Here is a 13,921-nt window from a genome sequence, read left to right as displayed (position 1 = left end):
TGATGCTGTTCCTGATCTACATGGGCATGCATGTGCCGATCGTGCTGGCACTGGTTTCATTCATTGGTGTCTGGGTCCTCAAGGGCAACGCCAATGTTGCGGCAAGCCTGCTCTGGATTTCAGCCTTCAAGACCGTCAATGAATTCCTGTTCGGGGTCATTCCTCTATTCGTGCTGATGGGCTTGCTTACAAGTGCCGCCGGGATGGGGAAAGACACCTATCAGGTCGCTCACTTCTTCGTACGCCGAATTCGCGGCGGGCTTGGCATGGCGACCGTTGTCGCAAACGCCATTTTTGCCGCAATCACCGGAGTCTCGATCGCCTCCGCGACCGTCTTCTCCCGTATCGCCGTCCCGGAGATGCTCCGCTTCGGCTACAATAAGCGGTTCGCTGTCGGCACGGTCGCCGGTTCATCGGTGCTTGGCATGCTGATCCCCCCTTCGGTGTTGCTGATCATCTACGCACTCATCGCAGAACAGTCCGTCGGGGATATGTTTCTCGCGGGCATCGGTCCCGGGCTTTTGCTAACCCTCGCTTACTGTGGCCTGATTCTGTTCATGGCCTATGTGTTGCCGACAAAGGTTCTCAATCCTGCCGCCATCGTAAAGTTGAGCGAAGATTCCACGATCGACCAGGAACAGCTCTCTGCCCGTGAGGTTTTTGCCAAGCTGTTTCCGATCGTCGTTCTTGTTCTTGTGGTGCTGGGCGGCATCTATGCCGGTCTCTACACGCCAACGGAAGCCGGCGCAGCGGGCGCCTTTGTCGCGCTGCTATTTGCTCTTTGGCGTCGTGTGCTGACGCTGCGCCGTATGCGGGACATTCTCATTGAAACCGGCGACATCACAGCAACGCTCCTGTTCCTGCTGGTCGCCGCCCACATGTACAGCAGCATGCTCGGCGTCTCGGGCCTCCCGACACTGCTCGGAAACTGGGTCAGCGAAATGAATGCCAGTCTCGTGATGCTGCTGCTGATCTATGTTGTCATCATCCTGATTCTTGGCACGATCATCGACTCAGGATCGATCATTCTGATCATGGTGCCTCTGTTTTTGACCATCCTGGCACCGTTCGACGTCAATCTGGTGTGGTTCGGAATCGTAACGATTATTGCCGTCGAGATTGGGTTGCTGACCCCTCCTCTTGGTCTGGCGGTCTACGTCATAAAATCAACGCTCCAAAACGAGGACTTCACCCTCGCCGATATATTCATTGGCGCGGCACCCTACGCCGTCACGATGTTGATCGTGCTGATCCTCGTGATGGTCTTTCCCGATATCAGCCTCTTCTTTGTAGAGCTGGGGCGATAGACACGCAGGCGGGTGATGGGTGCACGGAATCAGACAACCGTTGCAGACGAGCTAACGACTGAAAACTGGAGAACGCAACATGGGCGCGGGCAAGAAAGCTGTTCAATTTTCGAGGACCGGAGAACCGGCTGATGTACTCGAAGTCGTCGAAATGGAGACAGATCCCCTAGGTCCAGGCGATGTCCTGATCGACATCGAAGCGGCAGCTATCAATCCACCCCATATTCTGACGATCCAGGGTGGATACGGGATTCAGCCCGAATTGCCCGCGGTACCGGGGGGCGAAGGTGCCGGTACGATTGTCGAGGTTGGCAAGGATGTGAGCAACGTATGTGTCGGAGAAAGGGTGATGATCCCGCTCTATTCCGGAGGTTGTTGGCGTCAGCAGATCGTTGTTTCGGCGGACAAAATCTCGGTCAAGTTTCCTTCTGATTGCGACCCGATACAGGTTTCCATGCTGATGGCGAACCCGCCGGCGGCCTGGCAACTGCTCAAGACGGTTGTCGAGCTGGAGGAGGGTGATTGGGTCATTCAGAACGCTGCAAATTCGGGCGTGGGCAACTACCTGATGCAGCTTGCCCGGATCTATGGCTACCACACGGTCAATGTTGTGCGCCGAGAAGGACTCGAACAGCAGATCGCGACCTCCAACGGAGATATCTGTATCGTCGACGGCCCCGACCTCGGAGAGCGGGTGAAAAAGGCGACGGGCGGAGCTACCATCAAACTTGGCATCGATGCGGTTGCTGGAGAGGCCACCCAACGGCTTGCGCATTGTCTAGGCGAAAACGGTGTGATTGCCACCTATGGCTTGCTGTCTGGGGATCCATGCGTTCTCTCGGCCGGTGATATAATCTTTCGAAATATCCGCCACCAGGGCATCTGGACCAGCAAGTGGCTGCAGGGACGTGGATCAACGCCCGAGTCACGTTCCGCCGTTTACAACGAACTGCGCGACTACATTTTGGAAGGCCGAATGTTTGCGAACATCGAAGCAACCTACCCACTCGAGGACATCAAGGAGGCGGTAACCCACGCCATGGCGCACCGCGACGGTAAGGTGTTGGTTCTCCCCAACGCCTAGTCGTTTTCCGCTGGGCATCGGATCCTGTATTGATGGGCCACGACAACGAAACAGCGACACTCGGCAAAACGGCGAAACGACTGCGTGCTGGCGAGCTTTCGGCCTCTACGCTGTGGGCGACCATGCGCGAACGTCATGATGCTCGCGGAAATAAGCTGAACGCCTATGTTGTTTGGGCCGCCGGTTTGGCGGCACAGATGGCGACGGGCGCCGACGCGGCATTCGCGGCAAAACTCGACCTCGGACCGCTTCAGGGCCTGCCGATATCTTTCAAGGACCATTATGGCGTTGCCGGCTTGCCGACCTATGCCGGGTCCTCAAAACAGTTGCCTATCAAGTGGGAGACCGAAGGTCCAATCGTCAAGGAAGCGAAGAAGCAACTTGCCGTGTTCGTCGGCAAGACCCATACGGTGGAATTTGCAGCGAGCGTCATCGGTGACAATCCACATTGGGGCGCACCTCGAAACCCCTGGGATGCTGAGACACCTCGCGGCACGGGCGGGTCTTCGAGCGGAGCGGTGGTGAGCCTGTGGGAAGGGTCGTGCATGGCCGCATTTGGGACCGACACGCGGGGCTCGGTTCGTATACCCGGGGCAATGACAGGCGCTGTTGGCCTAAAGACAACCGCTGGGCGTTGGTCGACCGAAGGCATTGTACCGCTTGATCCACAGGACGATACGCCGGGGCCAATTGCCCTTTCGGTCGAGGATGCTGCGTTCGTTTTTGGCGCCATCGACCCAACCCACTCCGCTGACTCTCAAGCACTGCTGAATGACCTCGCGGGCGCGCGATTGGGTGATTTCACCATTGGTATGGCCGATAGCTGTTTCTGGGATGAATGCTCCCCGGGTATTGCAGAAACGGTCCACCAGGCGTTGACCGAACTGGAAACGTCAGGTGCCCGGCTGACAGATACCATCTCGCCCGAGAGCCGTGAGATTCAACACGACTTCTCCCGAGGGCGAATACCCATGCCCGAATTATATTCCTTCCTGGAAGGCGAGCTCCCGGAATGGATCGAGCAGTTGGAGCCACGCCTTGCGAAGCGGCGCAAATATATGGAGCGATTGACCATAACCGAAGATCAGGCCAGCAAGTCGCGGGTGCACACACTGGCATCGGCGGCCACGACGTGTTTTGGAAATGTTGATGTGATTGCCTGTCCCACCGTTCCGCGAACTCCGCCCGCGCTCGTCGATGGCGTACCTCACTATGCCGTTGGCGACCCGCCGGAGATCACCTGGGCCCGCAACACCGCGCCCGCGAATTTCTTTGGCTGGTGCGCGATCACGTTGCCGGTCGGGCTGGACTCCGAGAATATGCCTGTCGGTTTGCAACTCATGGGGCCCGGCGGCAGCGAGGAAAAGCTTCTGGCCGTCGCTCTGGCCGCGGAACGGAAACTGGGAACTGTGAAATCGCGGATCGGAAAGCCGCCCCTGCTGAATTGACTGGAGGAAGTGCCCGTTATGTCGTCTGACCATGGACATGCCGATGAAGGCTCCGAACTGAGTGAAACAGAACTCAGAGTACGCGCCCTTGAGTCCCTGCTGACCGAGAAAGGTCTGGTGGACCGGGCAACGCTGGATGAGATTGTCGACCTGTACGAGAATCAAATTGGGCCGCGCAACGGAGCGCGCGTGGTTGCCCGTGCCTGGTCCGATCCAGACTACCTACAAAGGTTGCGGGATGATGCTTCGGCAGCAATCGCCGAGCTAGGGTTCGGAGGCTATCAGGGTGAGGACATGGTTGCGCTGGAGAACACGCCCGAAGTCCACAATATGGTCGTCTGTACATTGTGCTCTTGCTACCCGTGGCCGGTGCTGGGTCTGCCGCCGCTTTGGTACAAATCGGCTCCCTATCGCAGCCGCGTTGTCGTCGAACCACGGGCCGTTCTCGAGGAATTCGGAGTCACTCTGCCGGACGAAACCGAGATCCGGGTTTGGGACAGTACAGCCGAGCTGCGTTATCTCGTCCTGCCGATGCGGCCCGACGGAACCGAGGGGTGGAGCGAGGAGGAACTCACCGCCATCGTCACTCGTGATTCGATGATAGGTGTCGGTCTGGTCTCCGCGACACCCGGGGACGCTCCGAGATGAACGGCGCGCATGATATGGGGGGCATGCATGGCATGGGGGCTATCCTTCGCGAGGAATACGAACCCGTGTTCCACGCCGAATGGGAAAGCCGGGTTCTGGCCATGGCGTTCGCCTGTGGTGCTTGGCGGCGCTGGAACATCGACATGGTTCGATCCGCCCGCGAGAACGTACCCGCCAGAGACTATCTCAACCGCAGCTACTACGAGACCTGGCTCCATGGCCTGGTGACCTTGCTCCTGGAAAAAGAACTCGTCACCCAAGCCGAACTCGATGCCGCGACGGCAGGTGAGTCCATTCCACGGACCGAAGAGCCACCACTCAAGCCCGAAATGGTCGCACCGGGAGTAGCGCGCGGTGCTTCAGCCCGGGTGGATGAAGCTGTCACAGCAAAGTTCAACGAAGGTGACGCCGTCAGAGTCATAAACCGGCATCGCGTCACGCACACGCGGGCACCACGTTACGTGCGTGGATGCACCGGCACCATCGTGCGGGATCATGGCGTGTTTGCCTTTCCCGACACCAACGCCATCGACGGAAACAAAAAGCCACAGCACGTCTATGCTGTCCGGTTTACGACACGCGAATTATGGGGCGACGGCGCGGCGGCGCACGACACGATCATGGTCGATTTGTGGGACGACCATCTGGAGTCCGCCGGATGAGCGCGAACAACACGACCGAAACAAGAAAAGCAGATGACCCGGGGTCAGACGTATTGCCCGGTCTGCCACGTGATGAGGACGGCCCGATCTTTGCTGAACCTTGGCAGGCCCAGGCGTTCGCCATGGTCGTGAGTCTTCACGCGCGCGGTCTGTTTACATGGCCGGAATGGGCGGACCGACTTGGTGCCCAGATCAAACACGCTCAGCACCTCGGTGACGCCGATCTGGGCGACACCTACTACAGCCACTGGCTTCGTGCCCTGGAACTGATTGTCGCCGAGAAGGGCGTGATTGGTTCAGACGAACTCGCCTGCCGCCGAGATGCCTGGGACCTCGCGGCACGTGCAACAGCGCATGGCGAACCCATTGTTCTCGGCCACGATCGCAGTACAGCAGAGCATGCGAAACACGACCATGGTTCAGGAGATCAAATACGATGACCATTGAGCTTTATCACACGGCTGGCTCGACATGCAGTCAGAAGGTCCGACTGACTCTGGCAGAAAAGGGGTTCCCCGAACGGAGCAAGGACTGGGTTGAGCATGAGGTGAATCTCGGGAAGAACGAACAATTGGAACCGGAATATATGAAGCTCAACCCCAACGGGGTTATCCCGACCCTGGTTGATGGCGGCCAGGCAATCTACGAGTCATCAGCGATTATGGAGTATCTGGACGACGTCTACCCGGAGCCCTCCTTGATGCCCAAGGATCCCGTCCTTCGCGCGCGGGCACGCGCCTGGATCGCTATATCGATGAGGTGCCGACGTCGGCTGTCCGCGTGCCCAGCTTTGCGAACCTGCTCGCGCCGATGCGCTATGCCAAGCAGAGCGACGCGGAATTCGATGCCCACGCTGACCGGCTTCCGCTCCGCAAGCAGTTCTACAGGCGGATGACCCAGCAGGGTTTCGGAAAGGAGGAGATCGACAGCGCTTGCGATCAGATCCGCCAGACCTGTGAACGAGTTGAAAGGTCGCTCGACGAACTGGGCGGCCCCTGGATACTCGGGGGCCAGTACACGCTCATCGATGCCCAGGTGACGCCGTCGATCGACCGGATGGACGACCTTGGTTACGACACCATTTGGCAAGACCTGGAGCTTATGAGTGACTGGTGGGAGGACATTAAGGCCCGACCGTCCTACGAAGCGGCGTTCTACTTCACCTCCCGGCTATCGGAAAAATTCCCCGAGTACTTCAAGACCGCAGCGGAGCTAAAGGAAGAGCGGGGATACTAGATCGATATTCGGTTTCATGTCGCAAGGTGACTGAACACAGCACGTTCACCCTGCACTCGAGATTGGTCGGGTTCGTCTTCGGAGTACGTCAGGCAACAATCCTCTTAGCTGCCCATCTTGAGCGCCGGTGCGATCTGCTAACGGACTGCCATCAGTAGCGTCGCCACTTCGGCTTAAGCACCGCCTGAACAGCAGGCCAATCGCGAAAAAGTATTGGATCGCGAAATCGAGAACAGAGACGAATGGCCATATTCCGCCAGCATTCGACGAAACGTCCAACACTTCCTAAACCCTGAACGACAAAACCCCCGGAAGCCCGGAGGTTCGGTCGATAGCTTTGACGTTCTGCAGAGACACTAAGAAATTTGGTGGTGCTTCGAGGCGCGAGCGAACTCGTCTCTGGTCAAATTTCCTCGTTATGACCCGATAACGACCGAAATATACCCAGCATGGATGATACTCTTTCATTTATCCTGGCTGAGCGCGAATTTGCACAGCCGCTCTGAATTCAAGGCCAGAGATGACACATCCAGACCAACATCAGAACCACGCTACTAACAACCCCGATGAAGACGCGTTGGACTCTTTGAAAGAACCACCACCCAACGACCCGGTTTGGCAGGTTCTGACCAATCGAATCAACACTAGTAATCAAGCTGCTGTAGACATCGGTCTGGTTTCCATTCGTTCCGCCATCCTCATTAACGGCGGTGCTATCGTCGCCCTACTTGCGTTTGTTGGGCAACTTTGGACCAACCAACAATCAGAGATTCCCGGTGTATTACCTGTTACAGCTTGGTTTGTGTTTGGGCTAATTAGCGGATGCGTCGCGGCTGGCTTCGCTTACTTTTTCCAAACCTTGACCACGCAGGTTTATCAGCACGCATTCGATGTTTTAAGAGGGAATGGCACCCAAAGGCCCTTGAAGCGTTTCCAACCCGTTTGCGCAATTGGAATGGTTCTCGGAACAACTGGGTCCTATGGTCTATTCATTTATGGCGCGCTTCTGGCTATGGGTCGTTTAGCGTGACCCGTTTTAGGTTTTAAGCCAAGATTCTTGACGCTGGCGCCGCGATACCTATGCGCGAAATTGAAACAGTAGGTATCCCATGCGCAGATGAGCGTCTTTGGATCGTCAATTCCATTGGATACGTCAGAGAAAATGGTGGAGCCGAGGGGAATCGAACCCCTGACCTCTACGTTGCGAACGTAGCGCTCTCCCAACTGAGCTACGGCCCCACCGATGCCGAAAACGGCCTGCGCGCGACCCCCGGAAGTCGGTCGGGGGCATCGCGGCGCGGCGGGAATATGGGTGCGGGCCGCCATCCGTGTCAAGTCATGCGCGGATCGCCATATGACCTGCGTGTGACTGGACACGGATAAAGGCGCTGGCTAGTCTCGAACCCGCCAGTACATGGCGTTTCCGACGCCCATTTTCGCACCTGCGGATCGAAGAACATGCTCGCTATCGCCAACCTCATCAGCACGATCATCGGCCTTTATATGTGGGCCGTGATCATCTCGGTGGTCCTGACCTGGCTCGTCCAGTTCAACGTGATCAACACGTCCAACCGCATGGTCTACCAGATCGGTGACTTCCTCTACCGGATCACCGACCCGGCGATGCGCCCGATCCGGCAGGTCATCCCCGCCGTCGGCGGCATCGACCTGTCGCCGCTGATCGTCATCCTGATCCTCGGCTTCCTGCAGCAGTTCATCCCGGGGCTGTTGCTGGGTTGAGCCCCGCCCACCCTTGCTAGATCGCCCGTGGGATGTCCTTGAGGCGGGCATCCGCCTGCAGCTGCGCGTCACCCCGCGCGCGCGGCGCAACGGCATCCTCGACACCGGCGACGGCGCGGCCCTCAAGGTCTCGGTTACCGCACCGCCCGCCGACGGCAAGGCCAACGCGGCCGTGTGTGCGCTGCTGGCGAACGCGCTGCGTGTGCCGAAATCCTCCCTGTCGGTGACCTCGGGAGCTGCCGGACGCGACAAGCGGATCCACATTGCCGGCGATGGCCCGACTCTCATCTCCATGTTAGAGGCGTTGGTGAATCACAGCGCGTGAACGAGCGAGCAAGAAAATGACCGACCCCAAGGTGACGTACGCGGACAAGATCATAGACGGCAAGGCCTTCGCCGAGGCCCTGCGCGGCCGCATCGGCGAGAATGTCGCCCGGATCAGGAACGCCCACGGTCTGACTCCGGGCCTCGCCGTGGTGCTGGTCGGCGACGACCCGGCAAGCCAGGTCTATGTCCGCAACAAGGGCAAGGCCGCGGCCGAGGCCGGCATCACCACGACGGACCACCGCCTCGATGCGTCTACCAGCCAGGCCGAACTGCTGGCGCTCGTCGCACAACTCAACAATGACGACACGGTGCATGGAATCCTGGTGCAACTGCCGGTGCCGGATCAGATCGACCCGAATGCCGTCATCGACGCGATCGCGCCAAACAAGGACGTGGACGGGTTCCACGTGATCAACACCGGGCGCCTCGCGACCGGCCAGATGGCCGGCCCCGATGCCGCGATGGTGCCGTGCACCCCGCTCGGCTGCCGGATGATGCTCGAAGACCGGCTGGGCGACCTGTCCGGGCTCGACGCCGTGGTACTCGGCCGCTCGAACATCGTCGGCAAGCCGATGGCCGCCCTCCTTACGCAAGCGAGCTGCACGGTGACGGTCGCCCACTCGCGCACGAAGGACCTCGCCGACGTGTGCCGCCGGGCCGATATTCTCGTCGCCGCGGTCGGCCGCCCGCAGATGGTGCAGGGCGACTGGATCAAGCCAGGCGCGGCCGTCATCGATGTGGGCATCAACCGGATCGCCGCGCCCACCGACGACGACCCGGACAAGACGCGCCTCGTCGGCGATGTGGATTTCGACGCGGCCGTCGCGGTCGCCGGCGCGATCACGCCCGTACCCGGCGGGGTCGGCCCGATGACCATCGCCTGCCTGTTGGCCAACACGGTGACGGCGGCCTGCCGTCAGAACGGCATCGAGCCGCCGGCCTGGTAGAGGGTATGACCCGCCTCTCCGCGTCGGTTGCGATTGCCGGCGCGTTGGTCCTGAGCGCCTGCAGCCCGGGCGCGGGCCATGGCGGTCTGGGCGAATTCCGCCGCTCCCAGAATTCGACGCCCCACGGCTACACGGTAATCGCCGATCCAACCGGCGCGGCGCCGACGGCGACGATCGAACGTTTCGAGGTGCACCCGGGCGAGTGCGGCGTCGGCGCGCTGAAATCCGAGTATGCCGGCGCCACCGTCACGGCCCGGGAACTCTATCTCAAATACGGGGTCTATCGCGCCTTTGTCAGCCGCTATGTGGCGGCGACCGGCGCGGACGATGTGCCGGCGCAGACCGCCTATTTCACCGGTGTCACGACCGCACCGACGATGGAAGAACTGTTCGCGGCGCGATAGACGCCAACGGCCCGGCTATGCCGGCAATCGGTAGCGGATGACGCCTTTAACGCGGGCCGGATCTTCGACCAGTTTGCCCTTGCGCAACACCTGGATCGACCCGGCACGGGCCAGATGAATGCCCTGCTGCTTGACCGCCGACATGTAGCGCCGCCAGAGATCGGGCGGATCATTCGGTTTGCGACGCACGTCGGCGACGGCGCGTGCCATTTCCTCGGGCGAGAGCGATCCCCCCGGCTTCGCCGCCGCGAGTTGTTCGAGCATCATCGCCGCGACCGGGTCGGGCGTGGGTGCCGTGTTGGTTGACGGATCCGTCGGCGTGTCCGCGTCAGACGTTTCGTCGGATTGATTTGTGTCATTCGTATCGGTCATGCCCCTGACTAGCATGCCGGGGTATGACTGGACGACTCCCAGTTTCCCGCCGGATAATCACGGCACCACAGCTCGTAAATCGGGAGACATCATGATCGGCAGTCTGGATGCGCTTTTCGCGGCCACCGCGCTGTTCGTCGGCGGCCATTTCATGCTGTCCAGCGCGCCGATTCGCCTGGCGCTCATCAACCGGATGGGCGAGACGCGTTTTCTCGCCTATTACTCGATCCTGATGGTGGTGGTATTTGCGTGGATGATCCTCGCCTATATCCGCGCGCCGATCGATCCGCTCTGGAAGACTCCGGACGCCCTGCTCTGGCTGCCCGCGATCGCCATGCCACTGGCGCTGTTCCTAATCATCTGCGGCGTGACGACGCCATCACCGACAATCGCCGGCACCGCGCCGGACGACCCGGGGCGCGACCTGACCCGCGGCATCATTCGCATCACCCGGCACCCCTTTCTCAACGGCATGTCCCTGTGGTCCGGCGCACATCTTGTCGTCAATGGCGACACCCGCGCGGTCACCCTGTTCGCGGGCATGCTGATCCTGTCCGTGGTCGGGATGTGGCGGATCGACAAGCGGCGCGAGTATCTGTACGGCGCGGATTGGGGTCCGATCCTGCTGACCACCAGCCTGGTTCCCTTCGGCGCCATCCTGTCGAAACGCACCAGCTTCGACTGGGCCGGGATCGGCTGGTGGCGGCTTCTTCTTACGGTCGCGATCTATCTGGGCCTGGTCGCGCTCCACCCGTTCGCGCTCGGCGTGGCCGCCTGGCCGGGGCTGGGGTAACGGCGGTTCGGCCCGTCCCGCCAGCTAATCCCGCAGCGCCTTGGCCAGCCGCAGGCGAAGCGCCTGCAGCTTGATGAAGCCCTCGGCGTCGCGCTGGTCATAGACCTCGTCATCCTCGAAGGTGACATGGTCGAGGGAATACAGGCTGTTCGGAGACTGGCGGCCAACCACCACCACATTGCCCTTGTAGAGCTTGAGGCGGACCGTGCCGGCGACATGTTCCTGGCTCTTGTCAATCAGCGCCTGAATCATCTCGCGCTCGGGCGCGAACCAGAACCCGTTATAGATGAGCTTTGCGTAGCGCGGCATCAGCTCATCCTTGAGATGGGCCGCCTCCCGGTCGAGCGTCAGCGATTCCATCGCCCGATGCGCCGCCAGCAAGACGGTCCCGCCGGGGGTCTCGTAGACGCCGCGGGATTTCATACCCACGAATCGGTTCTCGACCAGGTCGAGCCGGCCGATCCCGTTGGCCCCGCCCAGTTCGTTCAGTTTCGTCAGTAATGTCGCCGGGGACATTTTCTCGCCGTCGATCGAGACCGGATCACCCGCCTCGAAACCGATCTCGACATAGGTCGGCGTGTCGGGTGCGGCTTCGGGCGAGACCGAGCGGGAGTAGAGATACTCCTCGGGCTCGTGCCACGGATCCTCGAGCACCTTTCCTTCGGCCGAAATGTGCAGAAGGTTCGCATCGACGGAGAACGGCGCCTCGCCGCGCTTGTCCTTGGCGATGGGAATCTGATGCTTCTCGGCGAAATCGATCAGCTTCGTCCGCGACGTCAGATCCCACTCCCGCCAGGGCGCGATCACCTTGATGTCCGGGTCGAGCGCATAATAGCCGAGTTCGAAACGGACCTGATCATTGCCCTTGCCGGTCGCACCATGGGACACGGCATCGGCGCCGGTTTCATGGGCGATCTCGATCTGGCGCTTGGCGATCAGCGGCCGGGCGATCGAGGTGCCGAGCAGATAGACGCCCTCATACAGCGCGTTGGCGCGGAACATCGGAAACACGTAGTCGCGCACGAATTCTTCGCGCAGATCCTCGATGTAGATCTCCTTGACGCCGAACATCTCGGCCTTGGCCCGGGCCGGCTCGAGCTCTTCGCCCTGTCCCAGGTCGGCGGTGAAGGTCACCACCTCGCAGTCATAGGTCTCCACCAGCCATTTGAGAATGACCGAAGTGTCGAGGCCGCCCGAATAGGCGAGCACGACTTTTTTCACGTCACCTGACGCCATGGCTCTGATCCGTTTCGCGTTTGGGTAAATCGCGGCGGAGTATAGTCGCGCGCGCCCCGGGAGCAAGGGTGCGGCAGCGGCGAAACCCGTACGGTTCCGCGATGCTCAGATCGGCCAGGCCGGCCAGATAATCCGCATGCCGGCCAGCGCCGCCGCGACAATGGCCAGTCCGGCCAACGCCAGGGGCAATCCCGCGCCAATCGCGAGTGTCGACATCAGTATCCGGAAGACCCGGCCCGCGCGGCTGGTATGATGAGGGGTCAGGGAAGGCAAACGCCAGCGGCGTATGGTCGGCAAGCCCATAACGGCAAGGGTCCCACCAAGAATGGTGAGGGCCAGTCCCATTAGAAAATCATCGATCATGTCCCTTTGATCCGGCGATGGTTGCGCGCTTGGATCCTGGGTGCGTCGTCCTCTTCCCTTGCGATGAACCTAGTGTCGTCGGCCCAAAACGGCAAGAACACGATTCTGAGAGGGGAAAAATTCTAGCTATATCAAAAAGTTACGGACTCTACCCCGCAGCGGAGCGGCGCGGACGCTCGCTCTCGGACTTCAGCTGCCCGCAGGCCGCCATGATGTCCTCGCCGCGCGGGGTGCGCACCGGCGAGGGGTAGCCTGCGGCGCGGACGATATCAGCGAACGCCTCGATCCGCGCATCCGTCGAGCGGTCATAGGGTGCGCCCGGCCAGGGGTTGAACGGGATGAGATTGACCTTGGACGGAATTCCCGCGATCAGGCGCACCAGCTCACGGGCATCGGCATCGCTGTCATTGACGTCGCGGAGCATCACATACTCGAAGGTGATGCGCCGCGAATTGCGCACGCCGGGATATTCGTGGCACGCGGCCAGTAGCTCGGCGATCGGGTATTTGCGGTTGATCGGGACAATCTCGTCACGCAGCTCGTCACGCACCGCGTGCAGGGACACGGCGAGATTGACCCCGAGCTCGGCGCCGCAGCGTTCGATCAGGGGTACTACGCCCGCGGTCGACAGGGTGATCCGGCGGCGCGAAATCGCGATCCCGGCATCATCCATGACGATCTTGAGCGCGGCCGCCACATTGTCGAAGTTATACAGCGGCTCGCCCATCCCCATCATGACGATGTTGGAGAGTTCGCGTTCATAGATGGTCGGCCGTTCGGCGGTCGGCCATTCGCCGAGATGGTCACGGGCGAGCATGATCTGCCCAACGATTTCGGCGGGCCCGAGATTGCGCACGAGCCGCTGGGTGCCGGTGTGGCAGAAGCGGCAGTTCAGGGTGCAGCCGACCTGGCTCGACACGCACAAGGTGCCCCGGTCGGATTCGGGAATATGGACGCACTCCACCTCGTTGCCGTCGTCGAGACGCAGGAGCCATTTATGGGTCCCGTCAGTGGAGGAAAGATCCTGCGAAATCAGCGGCCGGGCGACGACATAATCATCGGCCAGCTTGGCGCGCAGGGTTTTCGACAGATTTGTCATCTGGTCGAACTCGGTCGCACCGCGCCCGTAGATCCACTTGAACAGTTGGTCGGCCCGAAAACGCGGTTCGTCGAGGCCTTCAAGGGTCGCCGTCAATTCGGCCCGGCTCATCCCGATCAGGTTGATCGGGCCAGCTTCGGACGGGGCCGGTGCGGACTCCGGGGCCGCAAAATTTTCGGGTGTGATCGGCATGACGGTTCAAATAGGCCCGACGGCGGGTGAACGCAACCGCGCGCTGCCCCGATTGTGAGCCAG

General features: G+C 60.7%; 17 protein-coding genes and 1 tRNA gene. 13 read left to right on the top strand and 5 right to left on the bottom strand.

Annotated features, from left to right (window positions below; all coding sequences use genetic code 11):
* The first annotated feature begins 2 nt into the window (after nucleotides 1-2).
* The 8 genes from ABJ363_05135 to ABJ363_05100 all read left to right on the top strand — a co-directional run bounded on the left by ABJ363_05135 (nucleotide 3) and on the right by ABJ363_05100 (nucleotide 7,415).
* On the top strand, nucleotides 3-1,307 hold the full coding sequence (locus ABJ363_05135) for a TRAP transporter large permease (GenBank protein MEP4378365.1): 1,305 nt from the start codon (nucleotides 3-5) through the stop codon (nucleotides 1,305-1,307).
* A 79-nt stretch (nucleotides 1,308-1,386) separates the two neighbouring features.
* Entirely contained in the window at nucleotides 1,387-2,391 is a 1,005-nt protein-coding gene (locus ABJ363_05130) for a zinc-dependent alcohol dehydrogenase family protein (protein ID MEP4378364.1), read from the top strand.
* A gap of 32 nt (nucleotides 2,392-2,423) precedes the next feature.
* The gene (locus ABJ363_05125; protein ID MEP4378363.1) at nucleotides 2,424-3,839 is read left to right on the top strand and encodes an amidase; all 1,416 of its coding nucleotides are present in this window, start codon (nucleotides 2,424-2,426) and stop codon (nucleotides 3,837-3,839) included.
* Between the two features lie 18 nt (nucleotides 3,840-3,857).
* Nucleotides 3,858-4,487, top strand: a complete 630-nt coding sequence (gene nthA / locus ABJ363_05120) for a nitrile hydratase subunit alpha (protein ID MEP4378362.1) — start codon at nucleotides 3,858-3,860, stop codon at nucleotides 4,485-4,487.
* Entirely contained in the window at nucleotides 4,484-5,149 is a 666-nt protein-coding gene (gene nthB / locus ABJ363_05115; protein MEP4378361.1) for a nitrile hydratase subunit beta, read from the top strand. Before nthA ends, nthB begins: the two co-directional genes overlap by 4 nt.
* Nucleotides 5,146-5,589, top strand: coding sequence for a nitrile hydratase accessory protein (locus tag ABJ363_05110; protein ID MEP4378360.1), 444 nt, complete (start codon nucleotides 5,146-5,148; stop codon nucleotides 5,587-5,589). The genes nthB and ABJ363_05110 overlap by 4 nt, the downstream gene beginning before the upstream one ends.
* Before the next feature lie 319 nt (nucleotides 5,590-5,908).
* Complete coding sequence (locus ABJ363_05105) at nucleotides 5,909-6,385, top strand: glutathione S-transferase domain-containing protein (GenBank protein ID MEP4378359.1); 477 nt, start codon at nucleotides 5,909-5,911, stop codon at nucleotides 6,383-6,385.
* Between the two features lie 520 nt (nucleotides 6,386-6,905).
* Nucleotides 6,906-7,415, top strand: a complete 510-nt coding sequence (locus ABJ363_05100) for a hypothetical protein (protein ID MEP4378358.1) — start codon at nucleotides 6,906-6,908, stop codon at nucleotides 7,413-7,415.
* Between the two features lie 133 nt (nucleotides 7,416-7,548).
* On the opposite strand, the gene ABJ363_05095 is transcribed toward ABJ363_05100, so the two are convergent.
* Nucleotides 7,549-7,624, bottom strand: a tRNA-Ala gene (locus ABJ363_05095).
* A gap of 219 nt (nucleotides 7,625-7,843) precedes the next feature.
* Between ABJ363_05095 and ABJ363_05090 the strand changes: the two genes are divergently transcribed.
* From ABJ363_05090 to ABJ363_05075, 4 genes are read left to right on the top strand one after another with little or no spacing between them, the layout of a single operon-like run.
* Nucleotides 7,844-8,125: a YggT family protein gene (locus tag ABJ363_05090; GenBank protein MEP4378357.1), complete on the top strand. Its 282-nt coding sequence runs from the start codon at nucleotides 7,844-7,846 to the stop codon at nucleotides 8,123-8,125.
* 13 nt (nucleotides 8,126-8,138) lie between these two features.
* A complete protein-coding gene (locus tag ABJ363_05085) occupies nucleotides 8,139-8,450 on the top strand; it encodes a DUF167 domain-containing protein (protein ID MEP4378356.1) in 312 nt (103 codons plus the stop codon).
* A 16-nt stretch (nucleotides 8,451-8,466) separates the two neighbouring features.
* Nucleotides 8,467-9,399, top strand: coding sequence for a bifunctional methylenetetrahydrofolate dehydrogenase/methenyltetrahydrofolate cyclohydrolase FolD (gene folD / locus ABJ363_05080; GenBank protein MEP4378355.1), 933 nt, complete (start codon nucleotides 8,467-8,469; stop codon nucleotides 9,397-9,399).
* Nucleotides 9,400-9,404: 5 nt separating this feature from the next.
* Nucleotides 9,405-9,803 carry a hypothetical protein gene (locus tag ABJ363_05075; protein MEP4378354.1) on the top strand — a complete coding sequence of 133 codons (399 nt, stop codon included), beginning with the start codon at nucleotides 9,405-9,407 and terminating at the stop codon, nucleotides 9,801-9,803.
* Between the two features lie 15 nt (nucleotides 9,804-9,818).
* On the opposite strand, the gene ABJ363_05070 is transcribed toward ABJ363_05075, so the two are convergent.
* The gene (locus ABJ363_05070) at nucleotides 9,819-10,175 is read right to left on the bottom strand and encodes a DUF3253 domain-containing protein (GenBank protein ID MEP4378353.1); all 357 of its coding nucleotides are present in this window, start codon (nucleotides 10,173-10,175) and stop codon (nucleotides 9,819-9,821) included.
* A gap of 91 nt (nucleotides 10,176-10,266) precedes the next feature.
* Here ABJ363_05070 and ABJ363_05065 point away from each other — a divergent pair, with 91 nt between their 5' ends.
* Nucleotides 10,267-10,968 (top strand): NnrU family protein, encoded by a 702-nt coding sequence (locus ABJ363_05065; protein ID MEP4378352.1) that lies wholly within the window; start codon nucleotides 10,267-10,269, stop codon nucleotides 10,966-10,968.
* A gap of 24 nt (nucleotides 10,969-10,992) precedes the next feature.
* Here ABJ363_05065 and ABJ363_05060 read toward each other — a convergent pair whose 3' ends face one another.
* From ABJ363_05060 to rlmN, 3 genes are all read right to left on the bottom strand, one after another.
* Entirely contained in the window at nucleotides 10,993-12,204 is a 1,212-nt protein-coding gene (locus ABJ363_05060) for an argininosuccinate synthase (protein ID MEP4378351.1), read from the bottom strand.
* A gap of 105 nt (nucleotides 12,205-12,309) precedes the next feature.
* Complete coding sequence (locus tag ABJ363_05055) at nucleotides 12,310-12,567, bottom strand: hypothetical protein (GenBank protein MEP4378350.1); 258 nt, start codon at nucleotides 12,565-12,567, stop codon at nucleotides 12,310-12,312.
* Between the two features lie 148 nt (nucleotides 12,568-12,715).
* Entirely contained in the window at nucleotides 12,716-13,858 is a 1,143-nt protein-coding gene (gene rlmN / locus ABJ363_05050; GenBank protein MEP4378349.1) for a 23S rRNA (adenine(2503)-C(2))-methyltransferase RlmN, read from the bottom strand.
* Between the last annotated feature and the right edge of the window lie 63 nt (nucleotides 13,859-13,921).

It is taken from the genome of Alphaproteobacteria bacterium (assembly GCA_039980135.1).
In the GTDB taxonomy this organism is placed as follows: Bacteria; Pseudomonadota; Alphaproteobacteria; order UBA6615; family UBA6615; genus UBA8079.
Note: the sequence above shows the minus strand (reverse complement) of the source record. Positions and strands in the feature narration are given on the sequence as shown.

What these genes read in the sequence shown, in the direction of transcription:
- ABJ363_05065 (MEP4378352.1), top strand. Translation starts at nt 10,267, where the DNA reads ATGATCGGCAGTCTGGATGCGCTTTTCGCGGCCACCGCGCTGTTCGTC.
- ABJ363_05060 (MEP4378351.1), bottom strand. Translation starts at nt 12,204, where the DNA reads ATGGCGTCAGGTGACGTGAAAAAAGTCGTGCTCGCCTATTCGGGCGGC.
- ABJ363_05070 (MEP4378353.1), bottom strand. Translation starts at nt 10,175, where the DNA reads ATGACCGATACGAATGACACAAATCAATCCGACGAAACGTCTGACGCG.
- ABJ363_05110 (MEP4378360.1), top strand. Translation starts at nt 5,146, where the DNA reads ATGAGCGCGAACAACACGACCGAAACAAGAAAAGCAGATGACCCGGGG.
- rlmN (MEP4378349.1), bottom strand. Translation starts at nt 13,858, where the DNA reads ATGCCGATCACACCCGAAAATTTTGCGGCCCCGGAGTCCGCACCGGCC.
- ABJ363_05075 (MEP4378354.1), top strand. Translation starts at nt 9,405, where the DNA reads ATGACCCGCCTCTCCGCGTCGGTTGCGATTGCCGGCGCGTTGGTCCTG.
- ABJ363_05055 (MEP4378350.1), bottom strand. Translation starts at nt 12,567, where the DNA reads ATGATCGATGATTTTCTAATGGGACTGGCCCTCACCATTCTTGGTGGG.
- ABJ363_05125 (MEP4378363.1), top strand. Translation starts at nt 2,424, where the DNA reads ATGGGCCACGACAACGAAACAGCGACACTCGGCAAAACGGCGAAACGA.
- ABJ363_05100 (MEP4378358.1), top strand. Translation starts at nt 6,906, where the DNA reads ATGACACATCCAGACCAACATCAGAACCACGCTACTAACAACCCCGAT.
- folD (MEP4378355.1), top strand. Translation starts at nt 8,467, where the DNA reads ATGACCGACCCCAAGGTGACGTACGCGGACAAGATCATAGACGGCAAG.
- ABJ363_05090 (MEP4378357.1), top strand. Translation starts at nt 7,844, where the DNA reads ATGCTCGCTATCGCCAACCTCATCAGCACGATCATCGGCCTTTATATG.
- nthB (MEP4378361.1), top strand. Translation starts at nt 4,484, where the DNA reads ATGAACGGCGCGCATGATATGGGGGGCATGCATGGCATGGGGGCTATC.
- ABJ363_05130 (MEP4378364.1), top strand. Translation starts at nt 1,387, where the DNA reads ATGGGCGCGGGCAAGAAAGCTGTTCAATTTTCGAGGACCGGAGAACCG.
- ABJ363_05135 (MEP4378365.1), top strand. Translation starts at nt 3, where the DNA reads ATGCTGTTCCTGATCTACATGGGCATGCATGTGCCGATCGTGCTGGCA.
- nthA (MEP4378362.1), top strand. Translation starts at nt 3,858, where the DNA reads ATGTCGTCTGACCATGGACATGCCGATGAAGGCTCCGAACTGAGTGAA.